The organism is Sulfitobacter sp. 1A15258 (assembly GCF_043557045.1).
In the GTDB taxonomy this organism is placed as follows: Bacteria; Pseudomonadota; Alphaproteobacteria; order Rhodobacterales; family Rhodobacteraceae; genus Sulfitobacter; species Sulfitobacter faviae.
Genome location: NZ_JBIFFK010000002.1, coordinates 546,818 through 571,406, shown reverse-complemented (window position 1 = coordinate 571,406; position 24,589 = coordinate 546,818). Strand labels below are relative to the sequence as shown.

Here is a 24,589-nt window from a genome sequence, read left to right as displayed (position 1 = left end):
GTGAGTAAACCGGCCTCCACCGTGACCCCGAACACTTGGGAATTCCTGCGCGATGCGATGATCACCCCGACAGGTTTCCGCGAATATGACGCGCGTTGGAAATACCCCGACGACATCAACCTGCCCGGCATCACCGCCCTCGGCCTTGGGCTTGGCACGCAGATGCATGCGCGTGGGATTGAGCCTGTCATCGCCGTGGGCAATGACTATCGCGACTATTCGCTCTCAATCAAAAATGCGCTGATGCTGGGGCTGATGCAGGCCGGGATCACGGTTAAGGATATCGGCCCGGCGCTTTCCCCAATGGCCTATTTCGCCCAGTTCCACCTCGATGCCCCTGCCGTTGCCATGGTCACGGCGAGCCACAACCCGAACGGCTGGACCGGCGTCAAAATGGGTTTTCAGCGCCCCCTCACCCACGGCCCGGACGAGATGGCCGAACTGCGCGACATCGTCCTGAATGGCCGCGGCGAGCAGCGCCCGGGCGGGGCTTATGAGTTCGTCGACGGCGTGCGCGAAGCCTATTTGGATGACCTTGTGGGTGACTTCAAAATGACCCGCAAACTGAAAGTCGTTTGCGCCACCGGCAATGGCACCGCATCGGCTTTCGCGCCCGAATTGTTCCGCCGCTTGGGGGTCGAGGTCGTCGATAGCCACAACACGCTCGACTACACCTTCCCCCATTACAACCCAAACCCCGAAGCCATGGAGATGCTGCACGACATGGCCGACAGCGTCCGCGCCTCCGGCGCTGATCTGGCGCTCGGTTTCGACGGTGACGGGGACCGCTGCGGCGTGGTGGATGACGAGGGCGAAGAGATCTTCGCCGACAAGATGGGTGTCATCATGGCCCGCGATCTGGCCAAACTGCACCCAAACAGCACTTTCGTCGCGGATGTGAAATCCACCGGCCTCTTTGCCTCGGATCCTGAGTTGCAGAAACACGGGGCCAAGGCGGACTATTGGAAAACCGGCCACAGCCACATGAAACGCCGTGTCAAAGAACTGGGCGCGCTGGCGGGGTTCGAAAAGTCCGGCCACTATTTCTTGGCCGAGCCGATTGGCCGGGGCTATGACTGCGGCATGCGCGTCGCGGTGGAAATCTGCAAGCTGATGGACCGCAACCCCGACAAATCCATGTCGGATCTGCGCCGCGCCCTGCCCCAGACCTATTCGACGCCCACCATGTCGCCCTATGCCTCGGACACCGAGAAATACGACATCCTCGACCGGATCGTGGAGAAGCTCACAGCCAAGGCCGACGCCGGGGACAAGATCGGGGGCCGCGCGATTGCCGAGGTCATCACCGTTAATGGCGCACGCGTCATGCTCGACAACGGCGGCTGGGGCCTCGTGCGGGCCTCCTCCAACACGCCGAACCTGGTCGTGGTCTGCGAAAGCCCCGAATCTGACGCCGAAATGCGCGCGATCTTCGCCGATATCGATGCGGTGATCCGCACCGAGCCGGGCGTCGGCGATTACGATCAATCGATCTGATCGCCAGTTACGGCACCAGAACGACAAAGGCCCGGGGCATCGCCACCGGGCCTTTTCTTTGAACTAGAAGAGCTTACTTCAGCGCCGCTTCGCAGAAGGCGCGAATGCGCTCGGCATCCTTCACCCCCGGCGCGCTCTCGACACCCGAAGAGACATCGACCTGACGCGCCCCGGTAAGAGCAATCGCCTCCGCCACATTCTCGGCGTTCAGACCGCCGGCGAGCATCCAAGGCTTGGGCCAGCGCCGCCCGGCGATCAGCCGCCAGTCAAAGGCCAGCCCGTTGCCCCCCGGCAGCACCGCATCCTTGGGCGGTTTGGCATCGACCAAAAGCTGATCCGCGACGGTGACATAGTCGTTCAGCAGCGCCAGATCATCGCGATCGGCCACGCCGACGGCCTTCATCACCGGCAGCCCATAGCGCGCCTTGACCTCGGCCACCCGCGCCGGGCTTTCGCTGCCGTGCAGCTGTAGCATGTCCAAAAAGGGCACCGCGGCCAGCAGCGCATCCAGTGCCGCATCGTCGGCATTGACGGTCAGCGCGACTTTGCAAATGCCGTCAGGCACTGCCTCGGTCATATGCGCCGCGGCCTCCAGCGACAGATGGCGGGGGGATTTTTCGAAAAAGACGAACCCCAGCGTGCGTGCACCCGCCAAAAGGGCGGCGGGCACATCGGCAGGGTCGGTCAAACCGCAGATTTTTACGTTAACGTTCTCAGGCATGGGTGGGGTTTAGCCTGCTTCGTCGAGCAGCGCCAGCACCTCATCCTTGCCCTGGTGCTTCTCTTCCTTGAGGCGGATCACCTCACGCTCCAACCGACGACGCTCACGCGCTTGCCGTGCCAGTTCGGCCCGGTGGCCGTGTTCGCGGATCCATTCCCAAACGAAGCCCACCAAAAGCCCTACGATGATCCCGCCAAGGATCACGATAAAGAGCGGCAGTTCGATAGAAGGGTTCACGGCAAACCAACCTGAAATCTCGGTCGGAAGCACTTGAAGTGTCACGATATTCCGGTTCGCCAGAGCAACAGAAACCAGCGCAATCGCGAAAAGCGCGATGCAGGCATAACGAATGTAACGCATCAACTTTTCCCGTTCAGCCGGTCACGCAAGAGCTTGCCCGTCTTGAAGAAGGGCACATGCTTTTCTTCGACATTCACCGTCTCACCAGTGCGCGGGTTGCGCCCCACACGGGCATCGCGTTTCTTGACGGAAAAAGCACCGAAGCCGCGCAATTCGACCCGGTCCCCACGCGCCATGGCGCCCGTGATCTCATCAAAGACCGTGTTTACGATCCGCTCAACATCACGTTGATAAAGATGCGGATTGTCGTCAGCGATCTTCTGGATCAGTTCCGACCGGATCATGGCACGTCCCCCGAGAATTTATTGATGTCTTACCCGACTATAGGAAATAACGCCCCACACGGGAAGGTGTTCCACCGGGGCGGCGATAGATTTTTCGCAGCGAAACCTCTGTTATTTCGGCCCTTTTCCGCCGCCAGCTGCCGCTGAAGGCTAGGGCGCGTAGGGATTGGGCATAAGGGCCAAAACCCGCTTCGCGATTCGACCCCGCCCCCGGAACAGCAAAAGGCCCCGCATGTCGCCATGCGGGGCCTTCGCTAAGATTACATATTCAACGTGGAATATGCTTACTCGTCGTCGCCTTTCAGCGCCGCACCAAGGATGTCGCCCAAGCTCGCGCCGGAGTCGGAGGAACCGTACTGCTGTACCGCCTCTTTCTCTTCCGCGATCTCGCGTGCCTTGATGGAAACGCCCAGACGGTGTGCTTTCGCATCAACGTTGGTGATGCGCACGTCGACCTTGTCACCGACCGAGAAACGCTCGGGGCGCTGTTCGGCACGGTCACGGCTGAGGTCGGAACGACGGATGAAGCTCTTCATGCCTTCGTATTCGACTTCGATGCCGCCATCTTCGATGGAGGTCACGGTCACGGTCACGATCGAGCCGCGCTTCACGCCGCCCACGGCTTCGGCGAACTTGTCACCGCCGACGTTCTTGATCGAAAGCGAGATGCGCTCTTTCTCGACGTCCACTTCGGAGACAACGGCCTGAACCACGTCACCTTTGCGGTAATCTTGAATCGCTTCTTCGCCGCGCTGGTCCCAGCTGAGGTCGGAGAGGTGAACCATGCCGTCGATGTCGCCGGGCAGGCCAACGAACAGACCGAATTCGGTGATGTTCTTGACTTCGCCTTCAACTTCGGTGCCCTCGGGGTGGGTCTCAGCAAAGACTTCCCATGGGTTGCGCATGGTCTGCTTGAGACCAAGGGAGACGCGACGCTTGGCGCTGTCGATTTCCAGAACCATGACTTCGACTTCTTGGCTTGTGGACACGATCTTGCCGGGGTGCACGTTCTTCTTGGTCCAGGACATCTCGGAGACGTGGACCAGACCTTCGACACCGGGCTCCAGTTCGACGAATGCGCCGTAGTCGGTGATGTTGGTCACGCGGCCGCTGTGCACGGAACCCAGCGGGTATTTCGCGCCAACCAGATCCCACGGATCTTCCTGCAGCTGCTTCATGCCGAGGCTGATGCGGTGGGTCTCTTTGTTGATCTTGATGACCTGAACCTTGATGGTCTCGCCGATCGACAGGATCTCGGACGGGTGGTTCACGCGGCGCCATGCCATGTCGGTGACGTGCAGCAGGCCGTCGACACCGCCAAGGTCAACAAACGCACCGTATTCGGTGATGTTCTTGACCACACCATCGACGGTCTGACCTTCGGTCAGGTTGCCAATGACTTCGGCACGCTGTTCGGCGCGGGACTCTTCGAGGATCGCACGGCGCGACACCACGATGTTGCCACGACGGCGATCCATCTTGAGGATTTGGAACGGCTGCTTGAGACCCATGAGCGGGCCTGCGTCGCGCACGGGGCGCACGTCGACTTGGGAGCCGGGCAGGAATGCAACTGCGCCGCCGAGGTCGACGGTGAAGCCACCTTTGACACGGCCAAAGATCGCGCCTTCGACACGCTCTTCTGCGGCATAGGCTTTTTCCAGACGATCCCAGGCTTCCTCACGGCGGGCCATTTCGCGGCTGATGACGGCTTCGCCACGCGCGTTTTCGACTTGGCGAAGGAAAACTTCGACTTCGTCGCCAACTTCGATTTTGGGGGATTCGCCGGGATCAGCAAATTCTTTCAGCTCAACGCGGCCTTCCATTTTGTAGCCGACGTCGATGATGGCTTGGCCCGCTTCGACAGCGATCACCTTGCCTTTGACGACTGTGCCCTCTTGGGGCGTGTCCATTTCAAAGCTTTCGTTAAGAAGCGCTTCGAATTCGTCCATTGCTTTGGTCATGTAGCTTTTCGTATCCTTATCAAATGTTTCTGGCCGCGCGGTTGTCTCCGCCGGTCTGGAGTTGCAATTGGTCGTTGTGGTGGCACCGTGCCGATCTTGTCAGAGAAGCTCCGACATAAAAGCACAGCGGTTGACCCGCAGCCGAACGCAAACAAAAGAGGGCCGGTTAGCACCGACCCTGCCCGCTATATCGCGTCCGAAGCTGTAACCGCCCCTTAGACAAGGCGCGTATAGGCGAATTTTGACGCTCCTGCAAGGGCTATGGCGTGCTGGCCGGGGGATATGCGGGGTTCTGCCGGGCAAGGGTTCCGTAGCGCGCCAGAGGATAGAGGGCACCACAACGGATCAGGGCCATCGCGGCGCTGCAACCTTTTCCTAGCGATCTGCACGGCCTCCGCCGCGGTAAGCCTGCCGCTCACCCGCTCCAGCCCGCGCCCAGCCCCGGCGCGGGTTTCGGCGGATCGGCAAGATCGCCTTCGGCAAGGTCACTGCCCTGATAGCTGGCAAGATCCTCAACGAACTCCCAAAGGCGCAAGAAGGTGTAATCGACCTTTCCCAACGCCTCCGCCACGGCGGCGGGGTTCGACCGGTCCAAGGCGCATAGCGCGCGCATACTCTCATTCACCATCGGCTTGATATCCTGCGCGCATTCCTCGGTGAACCGCCGTAGAACGCTTTGCAGCTCAGACCGTTTTTGCTCCTGCGTGGCCACGCCCAGTTGCAGCGCGGTCTTGTGAAGCGCGTGAAAGGCAGAACGCCTGAGTGTGCTTTGCGAAAGCTCATCCTTGGCGATATAGTCACTACAACCGCCGCGCAGCGCTTCGATCGCGACGTCGCTCTGCTCCGTCCCGGTGACCATCACCGTGGCCACACCACCGTTGCGCGGGTGGGCGCGGATCATCTGCAAGCCGCGCAGGCCATCCCCATCGGGCAGGTTGTAGTCCAGCAAGATCAGGTCGAACGCCCCCTCATCCAACTGCTGAGCAAGGGCGGCGAGGCTCTCCGCCTCCGTCAGGGAGACAGGAAAGTCCAGCCCACCGCAGAGCCGTTTGATCCGCATCCGGTCAAAGCGCTGGTCATCTACGATCAAGATGCGCGCCGCCGCCAAAGGCTCAGCCGCGCCATCCGCCCTATCGCCTGCACCGCTTCCGCGCCTTGCCACGCTCATCAGCCGTCCCCCTGCTTTGCCTCGGCATTTAGACCCACGGAGTCTAACAAATGGTTAACCCGCCCCTATTCGCCGCCAGCCTTGCAGAGGAATGTTGCGGTGGCGCGGCGAGGCCGCTACATGAGCCGCCATGAGTGATACAACACGCCCCCGCCGCAACTTCTATGGCCGTCTCAAAGGCAAAGCGCTGAAGAAGTCGCAAAAGACCTATATCGACGAAGACCTCGACGCATTGTCGCCGGGGGCCGTCGATTGGGAGAGCAATCCCGACCGTAGGCCCCTTGACCTTGATACGCTGTTTGGCGGGCGCAAGGTCTGGCTGGAAATCGGCTTTGGCGGCGGTGAGCATCTGGTGCATCAGGCCGGGCAAAACCCGGATGTAGGCATCATCGGCTGCGAGCCTTACATCAACGGCGTCGCCATGTTGCTGGGCAAAATCCGGCGCGCGGGCGTGGACAACCTCGCCATTCACCCCGGTGACGTGCGCGATATGTTCGACGTGCTGCCCGAAGCCTCGATTGACCGGGCGTTCCTGCTCTATCCCGATCCTTGGCCGAAAACCCGTCACCACCGCCGCCGTTTTGTCACGCCCGAGCATCTGGAGCCGCTGGCCCGCGTGCTGAAACCCGGCGCGATCTTCCGCGTGGCGACGGATATCGAGGATTACGTCCGCCAGACGCTCGAACAGGTGCCGCAGCATGGGTTTGATTGGCTGGCCGAAGGGCCTGACGACTGGCGCGCGCCTTGGGATGACTGGATTTCGACCCGCTATGAGCAAAAGGCGCTGCGCGAAGGGCGCACCCCGCATTACCTGACCTTCCGCAAACGCTAAGTATTTGCGGCTGATACCACCCCGTCTACAATCCATCGCACGCGCGGCGATGGACGCTGCCGCCCGCCTGCGATAATAGGAACCTTGAGCAGATCAGAGGTACCTCATGTCCAGTCACGGCAGCCCCATTCCCATGTCATCGCGCGCCTGCGGGCCGCTTAGCGGCACCGCCGAAGTGCCCGGCGACAAGTCGATCTCGCACCGCAGCCTGATCTTTGGCGCTATGGCCGTGGGCGAGACCACGATCACCGGGCTTTTGGAGGGGCAAGACGTGCTCGACACCGCCAAAGCCATGCGCGCTTTCGGGGCCGAGGTGGTCGACCACGGCGGCGGCTCCTATTCCGTGCACGGCGTGGGCGTCGGCGGCTTTGCCGAGCCGGACAATGTGATCGACTGCGGCAATTCCGGCACCGGCGTGCGGCTGTTGATGGGGGCGATGGCGACCTCTCCGATCTCGGTTACCTTCACGGGCGATGCCAGCCTCAACAGCCGCCCCATGGCGCGGGTGACCGATCCGCTGGCGCTGTTCGGCACGCAATCCGTGGGCCGCGCCGGAGGCCGCTTGCCGATGACGCTGGTCGGCGCGGCCGAGCCTGTGCCCGTGCGCTACACCGTGCCCGTGCCATCGGCCCAGGTGAAATCCGCGGTGCTGCTGGCGGGGCTGAATGCACCGGGCAAAACCGTGGTGATCGAGGCCGAGGCCACCCGCGACCATACCGAGCGGATGCTGGCGGGCTTTGGCGCCGAGATCACGGTTGAAGAGACCGACGAGGGCCGGGTCATCACCCTGACCGGCCAGCCCGAGTTGAAGCCGCAGCATATCGATGTGCCGCGCGACCCCTCCTCCGCCGCCTTCCCCGTATGTGCCGCGCTGATCGTGCCCGGCTCGGACGTGCTGGTGCCGGGCATCGGGTTGAACCCGACCCGCGCCGGGCTGTTCACCACCCTGCGCGAGATGGGCGCGGTTCTGACTTATGAAAACGAACGTACCGAGGGCGGCGAGCCTGTGGCCGACCTGCGCGCAAAGTTCTCGCCCAACCTCAAGGGCATCGAAGTACCGCCCGAACGTGCGGCGAGCATGATCGACGAATACCCCGTGCTCTCGGTCGTGGCGGCCTGTGCGACGGGCGAGACCGTGATGCGCGGCGTCAAGGAACTCCGCGTCAAGGAAAGCGACCGGATTGAGGCCATGGCCAGCGGCCTGCGCGCCAATGGGGTCGCGGTCGAAGACGGGCCAGATTGGTGGACTGTCAAAGGGCTGGGCCATGGCAATATCCCCGGGGGTGCGACCTGTCAGAGCCATCTCGACCACCGTATCGCCATGTCGTTCCTGATCCTTGGCATGGTCGCGCAACAGCCGGTACAGGTGGACGATGGCGGGCCTATCGCCACCTCCTTCCCGATTTTCGAGCCGCTGATGGCCTCCTTGGGTGCGCAGGTCGAACGGTTGCCTGCGTGACAGGCGACCGGCTGATCTGGCTCAGCCTTTGCGCTGCACTGGCCTTTGCAGCCCTTGCGGGCTTTGCCGAGACACATCTGCGCGCGGCGGGCATGGGCGTCTTGGACGGGCGGCTTCTGGGCTATGATCTGCCCGAGGTGCGCGCCTATCTGTCAGCACTCAGCCCCGAGCAGACGGCGCTGTATCTGGGCCAGTTCCGGCTGGCCGACACCGCCTTCCCCGCCCTTTTGGCACTGGCCCTGCTGCTGTGGTTCCGGCGCTGGTCGTCGGGCGGGCTGCGGCTGGGGCTGACGCTGGCCGTGGCGCTGTATCTGGGGGCGGATTACACCGAAAACATGCTGATCGGGCGGCTGGTCGAATTGGGGCCGGACCGGATCACCGCACAGGCCGTCGCAACGGCGAGCCTGTTCACAAAGGCGAAATGGTTGATACTGGCGGGCTGTTTGACGGCCGCCCTGCTGCTTGGCCTGCGGGCCCGGAACAAAAGGAATTTGCGATGACGGATAACAAAACCAACGGCATCACCGTTGCCATCGACGGCCCCGCCGCGGCGGGCAAAGGCACCGTGGCCAAGGCGGTGGCGGCACATTTCGGCTTTGCGCATCTCGACACCGGGCTTTTGTACCGCGCGGTCGCGGCCAAGACCCTCACCGGGATGGACCCGGAAGAAGCGGCCCAGACCCTCGCCCCCGTCGATCTGGAAGACCCTACTCTGCGCAGCCCCGAGGTTGCCCAAGAGGCCAGCAAAGTGGCGGTGATCCCCGCGGTGCGTGCCGCCCTTGTGCGGTTCCAGCGCAGCTTTGCCACCCGCGCGGGCGGCGCGGTGCTGGACGGGCGCGACATCGGCACGGTGATCTGCCCCGACGCGCCGGTCAAACTCTTCATCACCGCCAGCCCCGAAGTGCGCGCACAGCGCCGTTTCGCCGAACTGTCGGGTAAGGGGATCGAGACCAGCTATGAAGACGTGTTGGAAGACGTCCGCCAGCGCGACCTGCGCGACATGAGCCGGGACCAAGCGCCGCTGAAACCCGCCGAGGATGCCAAGCAGATCGACACGACGGAAATGGCGATCGAAGATGCGGTGGCCGCCGCCGTGGCCTTGGTCGAGGCGAAACGGGGCTGACCCCCGCCGCGAAAGGGGGGGCGCTGTCGCCCACCCCCTCAATCCTTACACAGCCGCTTTCAACTGATCGACAAGATCGCGGCGTTCCCAGCTGAAACCGCCATCCGCATCGGGCGCGCGGCCAAAGTGGCCATAGGCCGCCGTGCGCTGGTAGATCGGCTTGTTCAATTGCAAATGCTCACGAATGCCCCGCGGGGTCAGGTCAATGATCTGGCGGATCGCTTTTTCGATCGCGGCGTCATGCACGTCACCGGTGCCATGGGTGTCGCAATAGATCGACAGCGGCTCGCTCACGCCAATTGCATAGCTCAGTTGGATGGTGCATTTGTTCGCCAGCCCTGCCGCTACGACGTTCTTGGCCAGATAGCGCGCCACATAGGCCGCCGAACGGTCGACCTTGGTCGGGTCTTTGCCCGAAAACGCGCCGCCGCCATGCGGTGCGGCGCCGCCATAGGTGTCGACGATGATCTTGCGGCCCGTGAGACCCGCGTCGCCATCCGGTCCGCCGATCACGAAAACGCCGGTGGGGTTCACATGCCAAACGGTGTCGGCGTCGATCCAGCCTTCGGGCAGCACCTCTCGGATATAGGGTTCCACGATCTCGCGGATATCGGCGCTGGTCTGGCTTTCGCTCTCATGCTGGGTCGACAGCACGATGGAGCTTACGCCCACCGGTTTGCCGTTCTCGTAACGCACCGAAAGTTGGCTTTTCGCATCGGGCCGCAGGGTCGGCTCGGTCCCGTCTTTGCGCACCTCGGCCAGACGGCGCAGGATCGCATGGGCGTAGTGGATCGGGGCGGGCATCAACTCGGGCGTCTCATCGGTGGCGAAACCGAACATGATACCCTGATCGCCTGCGCCCTCTTCCTTGCCATCGGCGGCATCGACGCCTTGGGCGATATGCGCCGACTGCGGGTGCAGCAGATTGGTGATCTCACATGTCGCGTGGTGGAACTCATCCTGCTCGTAACCGATGTCTTTGATGCAGGCGCGGGCGATATCCTCGACACCCGCCAGATATTCATCGAGCTTGGTCTTGTTGGCCAGCCCAACCTCGCCCCCGATCACGACGCGGTTGGTGGTGGCAAAGGTTTCGGCGGCGACCCGCGCTTCGGGTTCCTCGCTGATGAAAGCGTCGAGGATGGCATCGGAAATCCGGTCGCAGACCTTATCCGGGTGCCCCTCGGAAACGGATTCCGAAGTGAAAGTATAGTTCTGACGGGACATGTAGTGCTCCAATAAAAATTACGCACCACGTCAGGAAGCCGTTGTGGTGCTCTCCCAACGGCTTAGACAACCGCTGGTGGATGGTCAATCGGCATTCCCCGGGCTGCGACGGCGGGCCACGGCAAGCCCGCCAAGGCAGAGGGTCAGAAGCAGGATCAAAGGCAAATCACCGCTGCGGGTGTAGAGCGTGGGCGCCAGCGGCGCCGGCAGCGGCGCGTCGATGAAGCCAGCGGAATTAAGCGGCAGCGACGCGATCACCCGCCCCTGCGGGTCGATCATCGCCGAGATCCCGGTATTGGCCGCCCGGGCCATGGGCAACCCCTGCTCGATCGCGCGCATCCGCGCTTGGGCCAGATGCTGGCGCGGGCCTGCGGCCTTGCCGAACCATGCGTCATTGGTGACCTGCATCAGGAATGCGGGCCGCGCTGGCGCGGCGTTCACATCATGGGCAAAGACGGCCTCGTAGCAAATCAACGGCAATGCGGCGCCGAGCGGCCCCAGATCCAAAACCTGCGCCCCCGGCCCGCTGGAAAAGCCGTTCCCCTCCTGCGCGGCAAGCCCGTGGATCCCGAAACGCGCCATCAGATCGCCCAAAGGCATATATTCGCCAAAGGGCACGAGGTGATGTTTGTCATAAAGCTGATCGACCGCGCCGGTTTCGTCCAACACAACAAGCGAGTTGTAATAGCGCATGTTCGACCGGCGCTGCACGCCAAGCACCACCGGCACGTCCGAGGCCGCGCCGATCTCATCCAAGGCGCTGCCTGCCATGTCCAACGACCATGGGATCGCGGTCTCGGGCCAGATCACCAGATCGGGGGCGGCGCCTTCGTCTTGCGGCGCGGCGGCGGTGTAGTCGAGTTGGCGGGAGAAATAGAATTCAAAGGTATCGGGGTTCCACTTATCGCGTTGCGCGGCATTGGGCTGCACCAAACGCACCACGTTCTCGGTCAGCACCGTGGGCGGCGCTTGCGGGGACAGCAGCAACAGCAGCAAGGTCGACAGGGCCAGCGCCCCCTGCCCCAATCGCAGGCTCAAAGGGCCGCGCAGCAGCAAGATCGCGGCGATGGCGAATAGCCAGAGGTTCAGCGCATAGGGGCCGACCCAAGCAAGGCCCTGCCCCGCCATCACGCCGACCAGTCCTTGAGCGGGCATGGCCCATGGGAAGCCAGTGAAGATATAGGCACGCAGCAGCTCCACCGCCGCCCAAGTCAGCGCCAGCGCCAGCCCACGCTTCGGCGCGATCCAACGGGCGAAACCAAAGGCCAGCCCCCAGAACAGCGCCATGCCAGCGGCCAGCAGGATCAGCGCAAAAGGCGCCATCCACCCGTGCCGCGCCACATCGACCATGAAGGGCGAAACGATCCATTGCAGCGCATGCAGGAAGTAGCCAAAACCAAAGCCCCAGCCCAAAAGCGCCGCCCGCAGTGGCCCGCCGGATTGCGCGCGAAACAGCCAAAACGCCGCCACCAGCCCGGCAAAGAGCAAAACAGGCAGTTCATAAGGCGCTTGCCCGAAGGCTGCGATGGCCCCGGCGAGGGGGGCCAGCAGCAACCGGCCCCGCATCGCCAGCCATTGCCTCATCCCCCGGCCCCTTGGGTGCGGACCCGCAACCGTTTGATGCGGCGCGGGTCGGCGTCGATCACCTCGAACTCTGGCCCGTCGGGGTGCAAGACCACCTCGCCCCGCGCAGGCACGCGGCCCGACAGCATAAAGACCAAGCCGCCGAGCGTGTCGATCTCCTCTTCGTCGACGGTCTCATGGTCGGTCAGGGAATGACCAATCTCAGCCTCGAAATCCCCCAGCGGGGTCTTGGCGAGCGCGAGATAGGTGCCGGGCTTTTCGACCGTCCAATAGGTGCCCTCGTCGACGTCATGTTCGTCTTCGATCTCACCTATGACCTGTTCGATCAGATCTTCGATGGTCACCAGCCCGTCGACACCGCCATATTCGTCGATCACCAGCGCCATATGCCGCCGCTCGGCCTGCATCTTGGTCAGCAGCACGCCGATGGTCATCGACGGCGGCACATAGACCAAGGGTCGCAGCAGGGTGCGCAGATCAAACTTGGTGTTTTTGCCATTGAAACCGTGGTTTAGCGCAAGGTCTTTGAGGTGGACCATGCCCACGGGCGTATCGAGCGTGCCATCGTAGACCGGCAGGCGGGTCATCCCGCTTTCCTTGAAGACCGAGACCAGCTCATCCAGCGTGGCGCTGACCGGCACGGCGGTGATATCCGCCTTTGGGATCGCCACGTCATCGACCCGCATCCGGCGCAGGTTCATCATGCCATGGCCCGTGGGCCGCTCGGCCTCTGCCGAGGTCTCTGGCGTGTCGTCCTCGCTGTCCGATGGGCTTAGCGCCTCGAACACCCGAGAAAAGAAATTACCGGTGCGCATCGCGCCATCATCCGGCTGCTCATGTCTGTCTTCATCTATCAGCGCGCTCTGCGCCGCGTCAGATGATCCGTCTGTATCGCCCATTGGGTCCCGTCTGTGTTACAAAGCCCCTCAAGGCCCATTTTCCTTATATGGGTCATCATAACCCATTTTGCCAAGTATTTCGCGCTCCAACCGCTCCATCAACGTCGCGTCGGGGTCATTTTCATGGTCATAGCCCAGAAGATGCAACAGCCCGTGCACGATTAAATGGGTCACATGGGCATCTAATGGCTTCTCCGCCGCCGCGGCTTCGGCGGCGCATGTCTCATAAGCCAAGGCGATGTCGCCCAGTTCGAGCATCCCGTCAATGCCGGGGGCGACAGGCAGCGGATCGCCGCCCGGGGTGACCGCCCCGCGTTCCTCGGCAGGCCAACTTAGCACGTTGGTCGCCCGCGCTTTGCCGCGAAAGTCTTCGTTCAGCGCGGCGATGCGGCTGTCGTCGCAGGCCAGCAGGGTCATCTCAGCGGCTTCGGCATCAAGGCCGAGATGGCCCAGGGTAGCCCGTGCCGCGGCATGGGCGCGCGCTTCAAGGTCGACCGCCGCCCAGCGGTCGTCTTCGATCACGATGTCGAAATCTTCCAGCATCACGTCAAGCGGCACCGCTATCGGCCTCATAAGCCTCAATAATCGCGGCGACCAACGGATGGCGCACCACGTCTTTGGACGAGAAGTAGTTGAAGCTGATGCTGGGGATTTGCTTGAGCAAGCGCTCCGCATCCTGAAGCCCCGATTGCACGCCGCGCGGCAGGTCGATCTGGGTTCGGTCGCCGGTGATAACCATGCGCGAGTTCTGCCCCAGCCGGGTCAGGAACATCTTCATCTGCATCGAAGTGGCGTTTTGCGCCTCGTCCAGCACCACGAAAGCGTTCGACAGCGTGCGGCCCCGCATGAAAGCCAACGGCGCGATCTCAATGCGTTTTTCCTCCAGCAGTTTGGCCAGTTGCTTGCTCGGCAAAAAGTCGTTCAGCGCGTCATAAAGCGGCTGCATATAGGGGTCGACCTTGTCCTTCATGTCGCCGGGCAGGTAGCCCAGCTTCTCGCCCGCTTCGACCGCAGGGCGGCTGAGGATGATCCGGTCCACATGGCCGCCAATGAACATCGACACGCCCACTGCCACGGCCAGATAGGTCTTGCCAGTGCCCGCAGGGCCGATACCAAAGGCCAGCTCGTTGTCGAAGAGCGATTGCACATAGGCTTTCTGCGCATCGGTGCGCGGCTCCACCCGTTTCTTGCGGGTCTGGATTTCGATCGCATCCGAGATCGGCATTTCAAGCTGGTCACCCTGACGCACGCCGGTGCCTGCGCCGGAGTTGCCCATACGCAGCAGACCGTCCACATCCGCAGGTTCAACCGCGCGGCCACTTTCAAGCCGGACATAGAGTGCATTGAGCAGGCTCTCGGCCTTCTCCACGGCCTCGCCCTCGCCCAGAATTTGCAGGTGATTGCCGCGCCGGATGATCTGCACCTCAAGCGATTTCTCGATGGCAGCCAGATGCGCGTCATAGGCGCCGCAGAGGTCGATCAAAAGGCGGTTATCGGGAAATTCCACCACCCGTTCGGCCGCGGTTTCCGGTGTCATCAGATCAGTTGAAGGCAATGCGCGTATCCTTTGTGAAGCACTAAATGTTGAAATAGTCAGACCGGATCGATTTACCAACCCGTCGCGACAAAAAGGGCCGAAGCGCAACGCGCTCCGGCCCGGGGTCTGTGATATGGCCCGCCAAGGTCAATTCGGGTCTTTGATGTTGGAGCCACCTTTGAAGTGGCCTGCGGTATGTGTCGGTGGCGCCACGCCCGAGCAGACCGGCTTCCCGAATTTATCGAGCCGTGCCGAAAGATAGCCCTCGACCCCGTCGTCGATGATCCAGTGGTCGCAACCGTTGGGATCGACCCAGATGCCCGCCTGAAGGTTGCTCAGGTGCTTTTTGTCGATGCCCCGGTCAAAGGTCTTGTCCGAAGGGTAACCCCGGCCCAGACCGCCTTCGTAATCGGTACAGGCCGACAGGCCGACGGCACAGGCTGTGACCATGAGAAGTTTCGTCTTAATCACTTTTGTGGTCCCTTCAGCGAATGCAGATGATTTCGACACGGCGGTTCTTGGCCATGTTCGCAGCGGAATTGTTCGGCACGGCGGGCATCCGTTCGCCATAGCCCCGCACATCGGCAATCTTGGCACCCACTTGATTGGCGATGCGCGCGACCGAATTTGCGCGGTTGTAGGACAGGCGCATGTTATAGGCGTCCGACGCGCGGCTGTCGGTATGGCCGGTGATGATGTAGGACACCGCCCCGGTCGATTGGAAGAAGTTCGCCAGACGCGCCCGGCCCTGCGGCGAGATGCTGTATTTGTCGGTGGCAAAGAACTGGTCCGCCTCCATCACGCCGCAGACATCGCCACGGCGGCAGACCGGAATGCCCTGCCGGGTGACATGGGGGGTCATATAGCCCTCTGCCCCGTCATCCATAACCCAATGTTCACAGCCATCCGGGTCAACCCAGATGGTCGGCGTGTAAACGCCCTTGTCACGGCCCTGTTGCGAGGGTGTCTGCGCATCGGCCGAGGTGCTGGCCACGGTCAGCGCCGCTGCCATCGTCAGGCTGGCCATGGCGCGCAGTGCTTTGGAAATAGTGGGTCCCACAGCGTTTGTCCTATTCTAATTTCTGGTTCTTATCTTTGGCAAATGCGACCCCTCCCCGGACCCGCGCCTTTTGAGCATAGGGTCAGGTTAGGTAAAAACGGTCTCGCTGTGAAGCTGTGAAATCAACATTTTGTGGCCGAACCTTGGCGGCTTACAACGAATCCACCGCGGGGTAGCGGCAAAACGGCTTCGGAGCGCGGCCATTTCACCCTGCCCCGATCCGCCGAAAACAGGCCATTGACGACGGCTTGGCGACAATCCCGCGCAAGCCCTTGGGATTGTTCGCAAACACCGGCCCCTGCCATTGAATTTTCTTGAAAATCGCACCTTTAGACCTAAACCTCTTTCCATCGGATCGCGAGGGTGGGACTTCGCGCGGCTTTGCCGATCTTGATTGCTGCAATAAAAACTGGGGGACCAACTTATGATGAAAACGCTACTCGCCACCGCCGTCACCGGCCTGCTTGCCCTGCCCGCTTTCGCGGGGGGCGTGAAATACGCCTATCACAACCAAGGTGTGGCCCATCCCACGGGCAATGTGATCCACGTCAGCTGCTACCGCGGCCCGTGGAACGACGTGATCTGGGACCGGCCAAACTCGGTCTTCGTGGATAGCCTCGTGGCCGTGGGCTATGACTTTGCCACCGCCCATGCCGTGGCAGAACGGGTCTGCCGGGATCACACACTCGTCGGCAACCCCGAGGGGCTGAAAGCGACGATGAAGCGGATCTTTGCGGATGCCGCGTCGCACCGCAAACACAACTACTGATAAGCCAAGGGTGCGCGGCGACGCGCACCCGTTGCAGACCCCCCTTAGGGCTGCGGATCAGACCAGAACGGCGGCCAGAGAGTTCGTTTTGGCCTCGGTCACCCGCACGCGCTGGATGTCACCGATCTGCGCCGTGCTATTCTCGATATGCACCGCATGCAGATACTCCGACTTGCCCAGCATCTGACCGGGTAGACGGCCCTTCTTCTCAACCAGAACCGAGACTTCGCGCCCCACCATCGACTGCTGGATTTCCTGCTGGTGCTGGGTGATCAGCCCTTGCAGACGCTGCAAACGCTCATCGGCCACGGCTGGATCGACCAGCGGGCGTTCGGCGGCGGGCGTGCCGGGGCGGGTGGAGTATTTGAACGAATAGGCATAGCCGTAGCGCACCTGCCGGACGAGCTCCATCGTAGCCTCGAAATCCGCTTCGGTCTCTTCCGGGAAGCCGACGATGAAATCACCTGACAGCACGATGTCGGGCCGCGCTTCGCGGATGCGCTCAAGCAGTTTGAGGTAGCTCTCGGCGGTGTGGCTGCGGTTCATCCGTTTCAGGATATGGTCGCTGCCCGATTGCACCGGCAGATGCAGATAGGGCATCAGTTCAGGCACCTCGCCATGGGCCGCGATCAGATCGTCGCCCATGTCGTTGGGGTGGCTGGTGGTGTAGCGGATACGCTCCAGCCCGTCGATCTTGGCCAGTGTGCGGATCAACCCGGCCAGCGTCATGCCGCCGTGGTAGGCGTTGACGTTCTGGCCCAGCAAAGTGACCTCGCGCACGCCGCGCTCGACCAGATCGCGGGCCTCCCCCAACACCTTCTCGGCGGGGCGGGAGACTTCGGCGCCGCGGGTATAGGGCACCACGCAGAAGGCGCAGAACTTGTCGCACCCCTCTTGCACGGTCAGGAAAGCCGCGGGGGCGCGTTTCGCCTTGGGGCGTCCCTTGAGGTGGTCGAATTTGTCTTCCGCCGGGAAATCGGTGTCGAGCGCGCTTTGCCCGCCCTGCACCTTCGCCTCCATCTCCGGCAGGCGGTGATAGCTTTGCGGGCCGACCACCAGATCGACGGCGGGCTGGCGGCGCATGATCTCTTCGCCCTCGGCTTGGGCCACGCAGCCCGCCACGCCGATCTTCAGATCGGGCCGCGCGTCTTTCAGCGGCTTCAGACGGCCCAGTTCGGAATAGACCTTCTCCGCCGCCTTCTCGCGAATGTGGCAGGTGTTGAGCAGGATCATATCCGCGTCATCGGCGCGGTCGGTGGTGACATAGCCCTGCCCGCCCAGGCTCTCGGCCATGCGTTCACTGTCATAGACGTTCATCTGGCAACCATAGGTCTTGATGAACAGCTTTTTCGGTTGGGTCATGGCGGGCATCCAAGGGTTTTGACGGATTTCGGGCAGATGGCGTCGTCTAACAGCGGTGGCCGCGTCTTGCAATGCACCCGGAATTGGCCGACTTTACCGGCGGCAAATTCCAGCGGGGGCTTATGCGGTATCGCGATCTCAACCAGCTTATCCAAGAGGCCCGCACGGCGCTGAACACAGGCCCCATCGCCCTGATCTTGGTCGAGGATGAGGTTGAGGTCGACACCACCCTGCGCCACCACCAGCAGGCGGGGTTCGACAGCGTCGTGGCGCTGATGCCCCCCGGCTTCGAGTTGCCCCGCGACCTAGAGGAAAGCGTGCTGCGGGTCGACTATGACACCACTGCCGAAGCCGCGTTGGAACGGGCCGTGAACCGCATGATCGCGGCGATGCCGGGGCAATGGCTCTATTACTGCTACAACGCCGAATACCTGTTCCACCCTTTCAGCGAGACACGCAACGTCAAGGAATTGCTGGCCTTTCACAGCGAAGAGCGGCGCGATGCCATGCTGGGCTATGTGGTGGACCTCTATGCGCTGGACCTCAAGCAACACCCCAATGCCGTCTCACTCGATCAGGCGCATTTGGACCGGTCGGGCTATTACGCGCTGGCGCGCAAGGATGCGGCCCGACAGGGGCATCCCAAGGAACGGCAGCTTGATTTCTTTGGCGGGCTGCGCTGGCGGTTCGAGGAACATGTGCCGCCGCACAGCCGCAAGATCGACCGTATTCCGCTGTTTCGCGCCAAGCCGGGGCTGAAGCTGCGCGGCGACCACACGTTCAACGACGAGGAATACAACACCTACGCTTGCGAATGGCACCACAACGTCACGGCGGCGATCTGCTCGTTCCGCACGGCCAAGGCGCTGAAGCGCAATCCCGGCAGCCGCTATGACATCGCTACATTCCAGTGGCACAACTCCGAGCCGTTCGAGTGGCATTCCCGGCAGTTGATGGATCTGGGCTTGATGGAGCCGGGGCAGTGGTTTTGACAGGCTCCCCCTTTTAACTGACCCGCCCGGTGGCACACCGGGCATCGCCCTCCCTCCCCCCGGAGGGCGATCTTGCAACGTTTCGGCAGTCGGCCCAGCCACGGTCCAGAATGACCGCCCCACACCACGCAACCGCTCATCGCCCCCCAGGGAGGGCGACACCCTCAGCACATGGCGGCTAACCTTTTCGATGCCCGGACAAGACGCCGCCGGTATCCGCTACCCTCACCATTCAGCCCGCAACCGCCCAAAAAACGCGCCCACCTAAAACCTCCTTGCACTCACCCGCTATGCACCTATGACGGAAGACAGCCTGAACGGGAGGGTCCGATGGCCGTCAACTTGCTCGACACATTCATCAAACCAATGCACCGCGAGGGCATCAAATTCGTGGCGATCTTCGCCGCTGTCACGCTGGTGCTCTTCGCCATCGAAGAAGTCCTCGGCTGGATCGGCGTCGGCCTGACGATCTGGTGCTACTACTTCTTCCGCGATCCCGAGCGTGTCACCCCCGACCGGCCCGACCTGATCGTCAGCCCTGCCGACGGCATCGTCTCGCTCATCGAGCCTGCGGTGCCGCCCGCCGAACTGGGGATGCCGGATGTACCCCTGACCCGCGTCAGCGTTTTCATGAGCGTCTTTAACTGCCACATCAACCGCGCCCCCGTCGCGGGCAAGGTGCAGGCCGTCGCCTACCGTCCGGGCAAGTTCTTCAACGCCTCGCTCGACAAGGCCAGCGCCGACAACGAGCGCAACAGCCTGTGCATCCGCATGGACGACGGGCGGGACATCGCCGTGGTGCAGATCGCGGGCCTCGTGGCGCGGCGCATCGTCTGTTTCGTGAAATCCGGCGACGGGCTTGAGACCGGCGAACGCTTCGGCTTGATCCGCTTTGGCTCCCGGCTAGATGTTTACCTGCCCGAAGGCGTCGACCCGATGGTGCGCATCGGGCAGACCATGGTCGCCGGGGAAACCGTGCTGGCCGAGTTGAAACAGCCGGTCATAGAGACCGCCCCGCTTTAGGAAAGACCCCATGCGCCCCCCTTCTGAAAAGACCGGCGCGGACCTTGCGCTGATCCAGCTTCTGCCCAATGCGCTGACGATCACCGCGATTTGCGCAGGGCTTTCGGCGATCCGCTTTGGGGTGCAGGGCAACTACGTGCTGGCGGTGCAACTGATCCTTTTGGCCTGCGTACTGGATGGGTTGGACGGGCGGCTTGCGCGGCTCTTGCGGTCTTCCAGCCCGATGGGGGCGGAATTGGACTCCCTGGCCGATTTTTTGAACTTCGGCGTGGCCCCGCCGCTGATCCTCTATTTCTGGGCGCTGCAAGACATGCGCAGCGCGGCTTGGATTTCCGTGCTCGTCTACGCGGTCTGCTGCGTTGTGCGGCTGGCGCGGTTCAACGTCAACGACAAGGCCGAAGCGGCCAAGGCCAAGAACGGCGATGCGGTGGGGGAATCCGGCTCCTTCTTCACCGGCATCCCCTCGCCCGCAGGCGCGCTGCTGGTGCTCTTGCCGATGACGCTGTCCTTTGCCTTTCACAACCGGCCGATCCTGCCGGATTGGATGATCTGCCTCCATATGGTGCTGATTGGATTTCTGATGATCAGCCGCATCCCCACATGGTCTTTCAAAACCACCAAAGTCTCCCGACGCCATGTGAAATACCTGCTGGTGGGCGTGGCAATTTTCGCCGCCGCCTTGGCCACCTACGCTTGGACCACGCTCGTCGTGCTCTGCTTGGCCTATATCGGCATGGTGATCTGGGGGCTTTTGAGAGGACGGAAAACGAGTTTAACCAAAAGGAATTGAAATGGACATCAAGGCGGTCGAGACATCCTATGCCCGTTGGGCACCGATCTACGACAAGACCTTCGGCGCGTTGACCAGTGGCGGTCGCCGTCATGTCGTGGCCCATATCAACAAGGGCAGCGGCTCTGTCCTCGAAGTGGGTGTCGGCACCGGCCTATCCCTGCCCCACTACGCGCCACACCTCTCCGTCACGGGCATTGATTTCAGCGACGAGATGCTCGCCAAGGCCCGCCAGCGCGTCACCCGCGAAGGGCTGCAACATGTAGCTGACCTGCGCCAGATGGACGCGCGCGACCTCGACTTCCCCGATGCCAGTTTCGACACGGTTGCTGCGATGCATGTGCTGTCCGTGGTGCCCGAGCCCGAGCGGGTGATGGAGGAAATCGCCCGCGTGCTCAAACCCGGTGGTCAGGTGGTCATCGCCAACCATTTCATGCGCACCACGGGGGTTCTGGGCTTTCTGGAAAAAGTCTCGGCCCCCTTCGCAAATACGCTCGGCTGGCATTCTGATTTCGAGATGGAAACCGTGCTGCAACAAGACGCGCTGGAGGTCGAAGACGAACGCGCCCTGCCGCCCATGGGCATGATGACCTTCCTAGTGTTGCGCAAACGCGGCTGATCACGCAGGCGGCGGGGCCTGCCCCGCTGGTTCAGGTCTTCCGGCGCAGCCGGATCACCACATCGACCGAGGCAATCTCGGCCCCCTCGGGCGCGTCGGGAAGCTGCGCGATCACCAACTCTTCCGAGGGCGCATCGGTCAGCTTGCTGTCATCTTCCCAAAAGAAATGTGGGTGATCGTGGGTGTTGGTGTCGAAATAGCTTTTCGAGCCATCCACTGTCACCTCCTGCAACAGCCCGGCATCGCAGAACGCCCGCAGTGTGTTGTAGACCGTGGCCAGCGACACTGCCTCGCCCTGCCCCTTCGCAGCCTCAAACAGGCTTTCGGCGGTGACGTGGCGGTCTTGCCCATCGCCCACCAGAAGACTTGCCAGCGTGACACGTTGGCGCGTGGGGCGCAGCCCGGCCTGAGCCAACCAGCGCGTTCCGACCTCTTGTACCTCTGCGGACATCAGTTCCCTGCCTTTCAGGGTCATATAAAGGAGGAAATCCCCGGTTTTCAATTGAAAACCTTGCACCAATCGTCGCAGCGTCCCTGCCGCGCCCTTGCGGCACGCCGCAGCGGGGTGCTAAACGGAGCCGGATGTTATAACAGAGCAGCAGGAGAGCCGCAGGATGGCCGACTACCCCACGAGTTTCGACAAGGAAGATCTGCTGAAATGCGCCCGCGGTGAACTTTTTGGCCCCGGCAACGCACAGCTTCCCGCCCCGCCGATGCTCATGATGGACCGGATCACCGATGTCTCGGCCGATGGCGGCGCCCATGGCAAGGGCCATATCACCGCCGAGTTCGATATCACCCCGGACCTGTGGTTCTTTGAATGCCACTTCCCTGGCAATCCGATCATGCCCGGCTGCCTTGGCCTCGACGGTCTGTGGCAGCTCACCGGCTTCAACCTCGGCTGGCGCGGCTGGCAGGGGCGCGGCTATGCGCTTGGCGTGGGCGAGGTGAAGCTCACCGGCATGGTACGCCCGGACCGCAAGATGCTGACCTATAAGATTGATTTCACCAAGGCGATCCAAACCCGCCGCCTGACCATGGGCGTGGCCGACGGCATCGTCGAAGCCGATGGCGAGGTGATCTATCAGGTAAAAGACATGAAAGTCGCTCTTAGCGAGAGCTGAAGCGCTGCGACTTTACGGATATGAAAAGGGGGCCGCGCGGCCCCCTTTTGCATTGTCGCTCAAAGCGTCTGCATTTCCTGCACCTTACCGTCATGGCGCCCGGTAACCGCGGCCTCGGCCAGCACGGCTGCCACATCGGCACGATGCGCCTCGCCCTTTTGATCGACCCCCTCGCCCAGATTGACCGCATTGGTCTTAGGGTCATCGGTCAGCGCCACGGGCCGCAGGATCGAATGGGTCAAGCCAGAGGCCTGTAGATGTTCATCCGCCGCCTGTTTCGCCTTGAGGTAATGTGTCATCTCATGATCCTCAGGCGGGTTATCGGCGCCCACCGAACTCAGCATCACGAAGCGGTCGACATCTGCCTCGCGGGCCAGATCGACCAGACGCTGCGCGCCTTCGCGGTCGACCTTTTCGGTCATCTCCGGCCCCGTGCTGCCGCCCGAACCAGCGGCAAAAACAACGGCGTCGACACCGTCGCACACCCCCGCTTGCAGATTGGTCAGATCGCCCTTCCGCTCTTCGGTGCCCTCGGGCAGCACAGAGGTATCAGAACCGTCGCGCACCAGTGCGATGGGCTCGGCCCCGCGATCTTTCAATTCACTGACGAGCAGACGCCCGGTTTTGCCGGTCGCACCGGCGACAAGTACTTTCATGGTCATATGGAACCTCTTGAAATTTGGTGTCAGTCGGACGAGCAGCGCCTCATGCTGCCCGCCCTTAGCCGTTTACGACGGCAGGAAGATCGACTTGGCATTCACGAACTCTTTCATGCCAAAGCCACCATGTTCGCGCCCGTAGCCGGAATTTTTCACCCCGCCGAAAGGCATATTCGGATCGGCGGCGCCAAAGTTGTTGATCCGCACCATGCCGGTGTCGAACTCATCCCGCGCAAGGCGCAGGGCGTGCTCTTCATCCGTGCAGAAGATGCCGCCGCCCAGACCATAGCGGCTGTCATTGGCAATGCGCATCGCGTCTTCGTCATCCTTCGCCCGGATGACCGAGGCGACGGGGCCAAAGATTTCATCGTCATAGGCTGGCATGCCCGGCTTGATCTCGGCCAGAACGGTCGCGGGATAATAGGCACCCGTGCGGTCGGGCACTTCGCCACCGCAGAGCACCTTGGCGCCCTTCTCAACACTCTCTTTCACCTGATCGCGAACGGATTCGAACTGCTCTTGGCTCGACAGCGGCCCGAGCTTGGTGTCTTCGTCCATCGGATCGCCCATCGGGATCGCCTTCATCGCATCGACATAGGCGCTCACGAAAGCGTCGTAATTCTTCTCGGTCACGATGAAACGCTTGGCCGACACGCAGGTCTGACCGTTGTTATAAAGCCGCCCCATGGTCGAGAATTTCACCGCCGTTTCGATATCGGCGTCGTCAAGCACGAGGTAGGCGTCGTTCGAACCCAGTTCGAGGACGGATTTCTTGAGATGTTTCGCGGCCTCAGACCCGATATGGCTGCCCGCGCTGTCAGAGCCGGTCATGGTCACGCCGCGCACCAGCTTATGGCCGATTAGCTTGTCGGAGGTATCGTGGTCGATGATGATGACGTTGAACAGGTCTTTGGGCAGGCCCGCTTCTTCGCAAAGCTCTTTCAAACGCAAGCCGCTGCCGGTGCAGATTTCCGCGTGTTTCAGGACGCAGCCATTGCCGGTCATCAGGTTCGCGGCCAGCACGCGCACGGGCTGGTAGAGGGGAAAGTTCCACGGCTGAATTTGATAGATCACACCGATGGGCTGATAGGTCACCACACCGCGCTTCTTGCCGCCGGCGTGTTTACGCTCTTCATCCTTCAGCATGTCGGGGCCGTTCTCGGCGGTATATTCAAAGATCTGCGCGCAGAGTTCGACCTCGGTCAGCCCGTCTTTGTAGAGCTTGCCGACCTCGCGGGTCATCAGTTCCGACAGGCTTTCCTTATTCTCGCGCAGCTTCTCGGCGATCTTTTTCAGATAGGGCGCGCGTTCGGCATGGGTCAGCTTGCGCCATTCCTTAAAGGCTTCATGCGTGGCCTCGACCGCTTGGGTCGCTTCGGCCTCGGACATCACTTTATAGGTGTCGAGCACCTCTTCCGTGGCGGGATTTACCGTGTTGATCTCGGGCATTCTAATCTCCTTTATGTCTCGTGAAGCCAACACCGCCTGCCATTGCCCCGTTCCATCACAGAACCTTGACCGCGACCTTCGCGCGCAGAG

26 protein-coding genes, 1 pseudogene and 1 riboswitch are annotated in these 24,589 nt (G+C 62.2%); of the genes and pseudogenes, 11 read left to right on the top strand and 16 right to left on the bottom strand.

Annotation, left to right across the window (positions count from 1 at the left end; translation table 11 throughout):
- On the top strand, nt 1-1,497 hold the full coding sequence (locus tag ACGYK9_RS07020) for a phosphomannomutase/phosphoglucomutase (RefSeq protein WP_394414246.1): 1,497 nt from the start codon (nt 1-3) through the stop codon (nt 1,495-1,497).
- A 73-nt stretch (nt 1,498-1,570) separates the two neighbouring features.
- Here the strand turns inward: ACGYK9_RS07020 and ACGYK9_RS07015 are convergent, their stop codons facing one another.
- The 5 genes and pseudogenes from ACGYK9_RS07015 to ACGYK9_RS06995 form a co-directional block, all read right to left on the bottom strand.
- Nucleotides 1,571-2,218, bottom strand: coding sequence for a phosphoribosylanthranilate isomerase (locus tag ACGYK9_RS07015; RefSeq protein ID WP_394414243.1), 648 nt, complete (start codon nt 2,216-2,218; stop codon nt 1,571-1,573).
- Nucleotides 2,219-2,227: 9 nt separating this feature from the next.
- Entirely contained in the window at nt 2,228-2,578 is a 351-nt protein-coding gene (locus ACGYK9_RS07010) for a lipopolysaccharide assembly protein LapA domain-containing protein (protein WP_067261428.1), read from the bottom strand.
- Nucleotides 2,578-2,862, bottom strand: coding sequence for an integration host factor subunit beta (ihfB, locus tag ACGYK9_RS07005; RefSeq protein WP_067261426.1), 285 nt, complete (start codon nt 2,860-2,862; stop codon nt 2,578-2,580). Before ihfB ends, ACGYK9_RS07010 begins: the two co-directional genes overlap by 1 nt.
- 284 nt (nt 2,863-3,146) lie before the next feature.
- Nucleotides 3,147-4,841: pseudogene (rpsA, locus tag ACGYK9_RS07000) on the bottom strand (30S ribosomal protein S1); the annotation flags it as partial.
- 397 nt (nt 4,842-5,238) lie between these two features.
- Nucleotides 5,239-5,991, bottom strand: coding sequence for a response regulator (locus ACGYK9_RS06995; RefSeq protein WP_394414240.1), 753 nt, complete (start codon nt 5,989-5,991; stop codon nt 5,239-5,241).
- Nucleotides 5,992-6,121: 130 nt separating this feature from the next.
- On the opposite strand from ACGYK9_RS06995, the gene trmB reads away from it, so the two are divergent.
- The 4 genes from trmB to ACGYK9_RS06975 all read left to right on the top strand — a co-directional run bounded on the left by trmB (nt 6,122) and on the right by ACGYK9_RS06975 (nt 9,405).
- Nucleotides 6,122-6,823, top strand: coding sequence for a tRNA (guanosine(46)-N7)-methyltransferase TrmB (gene trmB / locus ACGYK9_RS06990; protein WP_067261420.1), 702 nt, complete (start codon nt 6,122-6,124; stop codon nt 6,821-6,823).
- Nucleotides 6,824-6,929: 106 nt separating this feature from the next.
- The gene (gene aroA / locus ACGYK9_RS06985; RefSeq protein ID WP_394414236.1) at nt 6,930-8,282 is read left to right on the top strand and encodes a 3-phosphoshikimate 1-carboxyvinyltransferase; all 1,353 of its coding nucleotides are present in this window, start codon (nt 6,930-6,932) and stop codon (nt 8,280-8,282) included.
- Nucleotides 8,279-8,782 carry a hypothetical protein gene (locus ACGYK9_RS06980; RefSeq protein ID WP_394414233.1) on the top strand — a complete coding sequence of 168 codons (504 nt, stop codon included), beginning with the start codon at nt 8,279-8,281 and terminating at the stop codon, nt 8,780-8,782. Before aroA ends, ACGYK9_RS06980 begins: the two co-directional genes overlap by 4 nt.
- Nucleotides 8,779-9,405 carry a d(CMP) kinase gene (locus ACGYK9_RS06975; RefSeq protein ID WP_271689435.1) on the top strand — a complete coding sequence of 209 codons (627 nt, stop codon included), beginning with the start codon at nt 8,779-8,781 and terminating at the stop codon, nt 9,403-9,405. Before ACGYK9_RS06980 ends, ACGYK9_RS06975 begins: the two co-directional genes overlap by 4 nt.
- A gap of 45 nt (nt 9,406-9,450) precedes the next feature.
- Here ACGYK9_RS06975 and metK read toward each other — a convergent pair whose 3' ends face one another.
- From metK to ACGYK9_RS06940, 7 genes are all read right to left on the bottom strand, one after another.
- Nucleotides 9,451-10,632 (bottom strand): methionine adenosyltransferase, encoded by a 1,182-nt coding sequence (gene metK / locus ACGYK9_RS06970; RefSeq protein ID WP_271691856.1) that lies wholly within the window; start codon nt 10,630-10,632, stop codon nt 9,451-9,453.
- Between the two features lie 4 nt (nt 10,633-10,636).
- A riboswitch (SAM-SAH riboswitch) is annotated at nt 10,637-10,685 on the bottom strand.
- A 31-nt stretch (nt 10,686-10,716) separates the two neighbouring features.
- A complete protein-coding gene (gene lnt / locus ACGYK9_RS06965) occupies nt 10,717-12,216 on the bottom strand; it encodes an apolipoprotein N-acyltransferase (RefSeq protein ID WP_394414230.1) in 1,500 nt (499 codons plus the stop codon).
- Nucleotides 12,213-13,115, bottom strand: coding sequence for a hemolysin family protein (locus ACGYK9_RS06960; protein ID WP_394410554.1), 903 nt, complete (start codon nt 13,113-13,115; stop codon nt 12,213-12,215). The genes lnt and ACGYK9_RS06960 overlap by 4 nt, the downstream gene beginning before the upstream one ends.
- Nucleotides 13,116-13,142: 27 nt before the next feature.
- Nucleotides 13,143-13,688 (bottom strand): rRNA maturation RNase YbeY, encoded by a 546-nt coding sequence (gene ybeY / locus ACGYK9_RS06955; protein WP_394414226.1) that lies wholly within the window; start codon nt 13,686-13,688, stop codon nt 13,143-13,145.
- On the bottom strand, nt 13,663-14,652 hold the full coding sequence (locus ACGYK9_RS06950; protein WP_067261409.1) for a PhoH family protein: 990 nt from the start codon (nt 14,650-14,652) through the stop codon (nt 13,663-13,665). The genes ybeY and ACGYK9_RS06950 overlap by 26 nt, the downstream gene beginning before the upstream one ends.
- Before the next feature lie 147 nt (nt 14,653-14,799).
- Complete coding sequence (locus ACGYK9_RS06945) at nt 14,800-15,123, bottom strand: hypothetical protein (protein ID WP_197470808.1); 324 nt, start codon at nt 15,121-15,123, stop codon at nt 14,800-14,802.
- A gap of 13 nt (nt 15,124-15,136) precedes the next feature.
- Nucleotides 15,137-15,679 (bottom strand): OmpA family protein, encoded by a 543-nt coding sequence (locus ACGYK9_RS06940; protein WP_394414382.1) that lies wholly within the window; start codon nt 15,677-15,679, stop codon nt 15,137-15,139.
- A gap of 457 nt (nt 15,680-16,136) precedes the next feature.
- Here ACGYK9_RS06940 and ACGYK9_RS06935 point away from each other — a divergent pair, with 457 nt between their 5' ends.
- Entirely contained in the window at nt 16,137-16,481 is a 345-nt protein-coding gene (locus ACGYK9_RS06935) for a hypothetical protein (RefSeq protein WP_209217356.1), read from the top strand.
- 57 nt (nt 16,482-16,538) lie between these two features.
- Here the strand turns inward: ACGYK9_RS06935 and miaB are convergent, their stop codons facing one another.
- Nucleotides 16,539-17,843, bottom strand: a complete 1,305-nt coding sequence (gene miaB / locus ACGYK9_RS06930) for a tRNA (N6-isopentenyl adenosine(37)-C2)-methylthiotransferase MiaB (RefSeq protein ID WP_394414223.1) — start codon at nt 17,841-17,843, stop codon at nt 16,539-16,541.
- Nucleotides 17,844-17,965: 122 nt separating this feature from the next.
- Between miaB and ACGYK9_RS06925 the strand changes: the two genes are divergently transcribed.
- The 4 genes from ACGYK9_RS06925 (at nt 17,966) to ACGYK9_RS06910 (ending at nt 21,267) form a co-directional block, all read left to right on the top strand.
- Complete coding sequence (locus ACGYK9_RS06925) at nt 17,966-18,835, top strand: hypothetical protein (RefSeq protein ID WP_394414220.1); 870 nt, start codon at nt 17,966-17,968, stop codon at nt 18,833-18,835.
- Nucleotides 18,836-19,165: 330 nt separating this feature from the next.
- The gene (locus ACGYK9_RS06920) at nt 19,166-19,858 is read left to right on the top strand and encodes a phosphatidylserine decarboxylase (protein WP_209217358.1); all 693 of its coding nucleotides are present in this window, start codon (nt 19,166-19,168) and stop codon (nt 19,856-19,858) included.
- A 10-nt stretch (nt 19,859-19,868) separates the two neighbouring features.
- Complete coding sequence (gene pssA, locus ACGYK9_RS06915) at nt 19,869-20,648, top strand: CDP-diacylglycerol--serine O-phosphatidyltransferase (protein ID WP_394414217.1); 780 nt, start codon at nt 19,869-19,871, stop codon at nt 20,646-20,648.
- Between the two features lies 1 nt (nt 20,649).
- On the top strand, nt 20,650-21,267 hold the full coding sequence (locus ACGYK9_RS06910; protein WP_394410569.1) for a class I SAM-dependent methyltransferase: 618 nt from the start codon (nt 20,650-20,652) through the stop codon (nt 21,265-21,267).
- A gap of 31 nt (nt 21,268-21,298) precedes the next feature.
- On the opposite strand, the gene irrA is transcribed toward ACGYK9_RS06910, so the two are convergent.
- On the bottom strand, nt 21,299-21,718 hold the full coding sequence (irrA, locus tag ACGYK9_RS06905) for an iron response transcriptional regulator IrrA (RefSeq protein WP_067261468.1): 420 nt from the start codon (nt 21,716-21,718) through the stop codon (nt 21,299-21,301).
- A 163-nt stretch (nt 21,719-21,881) separates the two neighbouring features.
- Between irrA and fabA the strand changes: the two genes are divergently transcribed.
- Nucleotides 21,882-22,391, top strand: a complete 510-nt coding sequence (gene fabA / locus ACGYK9_RS06900; RefSeq protein ID WP_067261401.1) for a bifunctional 3-hydroxydecanoyl-ACP dehydratase/trans-2-decenoyl-ACP isomerase — start codon at nt 21,882-21,884, stop codon at nt 22,389-22,391.
- Between the two features lie 59 nt (nt 22,392-22,450).
- On the opposite strand, the gene ACGYK9_RS06895 is transcribed toward fabA, so the two are convergent.
- Nucleotides 22,451-23,053 carry an SDR family oxidoreductase gene (locus ACGYK9_RS06895; RefSeq protein ID WP_394414213.1) on the bottom strand — a complete coding sequence of 201 codons (603 nt, stop codon included), beginning with the start codon at nt 23,051-23,053 and terminating at the stop codon, nt 22,451-22,453.
- 66 nt (nt 23,054-23,119) lie between these two features.
- Entirely contained in the window at nt 23,120-24,499 is a 1,380-nt protein-coding gene (locus ACGYK9_RS06890; RefSeq protein ID WP_394422453.1) for an NAD-dependent succinate-semialdehyde dehydrogenase, read from the bottom strand.
- Nucleotides 24,500-24,589: the final 90 nt, after the last annotated feature.

Coding starts and splice junctions, on each gene's coding strand:
- irrA (WP_067261468.1), bottom strand. CDS start 21,718: ATGTCCGCAGAGGTACAAGAGGTCGGAACGCGCTGGTTGGCTCAGGCC.
- ybeY (WP_394414226.1), bottom strand. CDS start 13,688: ATGAGGCCGATAGCGGTGCCGCTTGACGTGATGCTGGAAGATTTCGAC.
- lnt (WP_394414230.1), bottom strand. CDS start 12,216: ATGAGGCAATGGCTGGCGATGCGGGGCCGGTTGCTGCTGGCCCCCCTC.
- ACGYK9_RS06910 (WP_394410569.1), top strand. CDS start 20,650: ATGGACATCAAGGCGGTCGAGACATCCTATGCCCGTTGGGCACCGATC.
- aroA (WP_394414236.1), top strand. CDS start 6,930: ATGTCCAGTCACGGCAGCCCCATTCCCATGTCATCGCGCGCCTGCGGG.
- ihfB (WP_067261426.1), bottom strand. CDS start 2,862: ATGATCCGGTCGGAACTGATCCAGAAGATCGCTGACGACAATCCGCAT.
- ACGYK9_RS06935 (WP_209217356.1), top strand. CDS start 16,137: ATGATGAAAACGCTACTCGCCACCGCCGTCACCGGCCTGCTTGCCCTG.
- ACGYK9_RS06995 (WP_394414240.1), bottom strand. CDS start 5,991: ATGAGCGTGGCAAGGCGCGGAAGCGGTGCAGGCGATAGGGCGGATGGC.
- pssA (WP_394414217.1), top strand. CDS start 19,869: ATGCGCCCCCCTTCTGAAAAGACCGGCGCGGACCTTGCGCTGATCCAG.
- miaB (WP_394414223.1), bottom strand. CDS start 17,843: ATGACCCAACCGAAAAAGCTGTTCATCAAGACCTATGGTTGCCAGATG.
- metK (WP_271691856.1), bottom strand. CDS start 10,632: ATGTCCCGTCAGAACTATACTTTCACTTCGGAATCCGTTTCCGAGGGG.
- ACGYK9_RS06960 (WP_394410554.1), bottom strand. CDS start 13,115: ATGGGCGATACAGACGGATCATCTGACGCGGCGCAGAGCGCGCTGATA.
- ACGYK9_RS06920 (WP_209217358.1), top strand. CDS start 19,166: ATGGCCGTCAACTTGCTCGACACATTCATCAAACCAATGCACCGCGAG.
- ACGYK9_RS06975 (WP_271689435.1), top strand. CDS start 8,779: ATGACGGATAACAAAACCAACGGCATCACCGTTGCCATCGACGGCCCC.
- trmB (WP_067261420.1), top strand. CDS start 6,122: ATGAGTGATACAACACGCCCCCGCCGCAACTTCTATGGCCGTCTCAAA.
- ACGYK9_RS06890 (WP_394422453.1), bottom strand. CDS start 24,499: ATGCCCGAGATCAACACGGTAAATCCCGCCACGGAAGAGGTGCTCGAC.
- ACGYK9_RS06895 (WP_394414213.1), bottom strand. CDS start 23,053: ATGACCATGAAAGTACTTGTCGCCGGTGCGACCGGCAAAACCGGGCGT.
- ACGYK9_RS07015 (WP_394414243.1), bottom strand. CDS start 2,218: ATGCCTGAGAACGTTAACGTAAAAATCTGCGGTTTGACCGACCCTGCC.
- ACGYK9_RS07010 (WP_067261428.1), bottom strand. CDS start 2,578: ATGCGTTACATTCGTTATGCCTGCATCGCGCTTTTCGCGATTGCGCTG.
- ACGYK9_RS06925 (WP_394414220.1), top strand. CDS start 17,966: ATGCGGTATCGCGATCTCAACCAGCTTATCCAAGAGGCCCGCACGGCG.
- ACGYK9_RS06940 (WP_394414382.1), bottom strand. CDS start 15,679: ATGGCCAGCCTGACGATGGCAGCGGCGCTGACCGTGGCCAGCACCTCG.
- fabA (WP_067261401.1), top strand. CDS start 21,882: ATGGCCGACTACCCCACGAGTTTCGACAAGGAAGATCTGCTGAAATGC.
- ACGYK9_RS06950 (WP_067261409.1), bottom strand. CDS start 14,652: ATGACACCGGAAACCGCGGCCGAACGGGTGGTGGAATTTCCCGATAAC.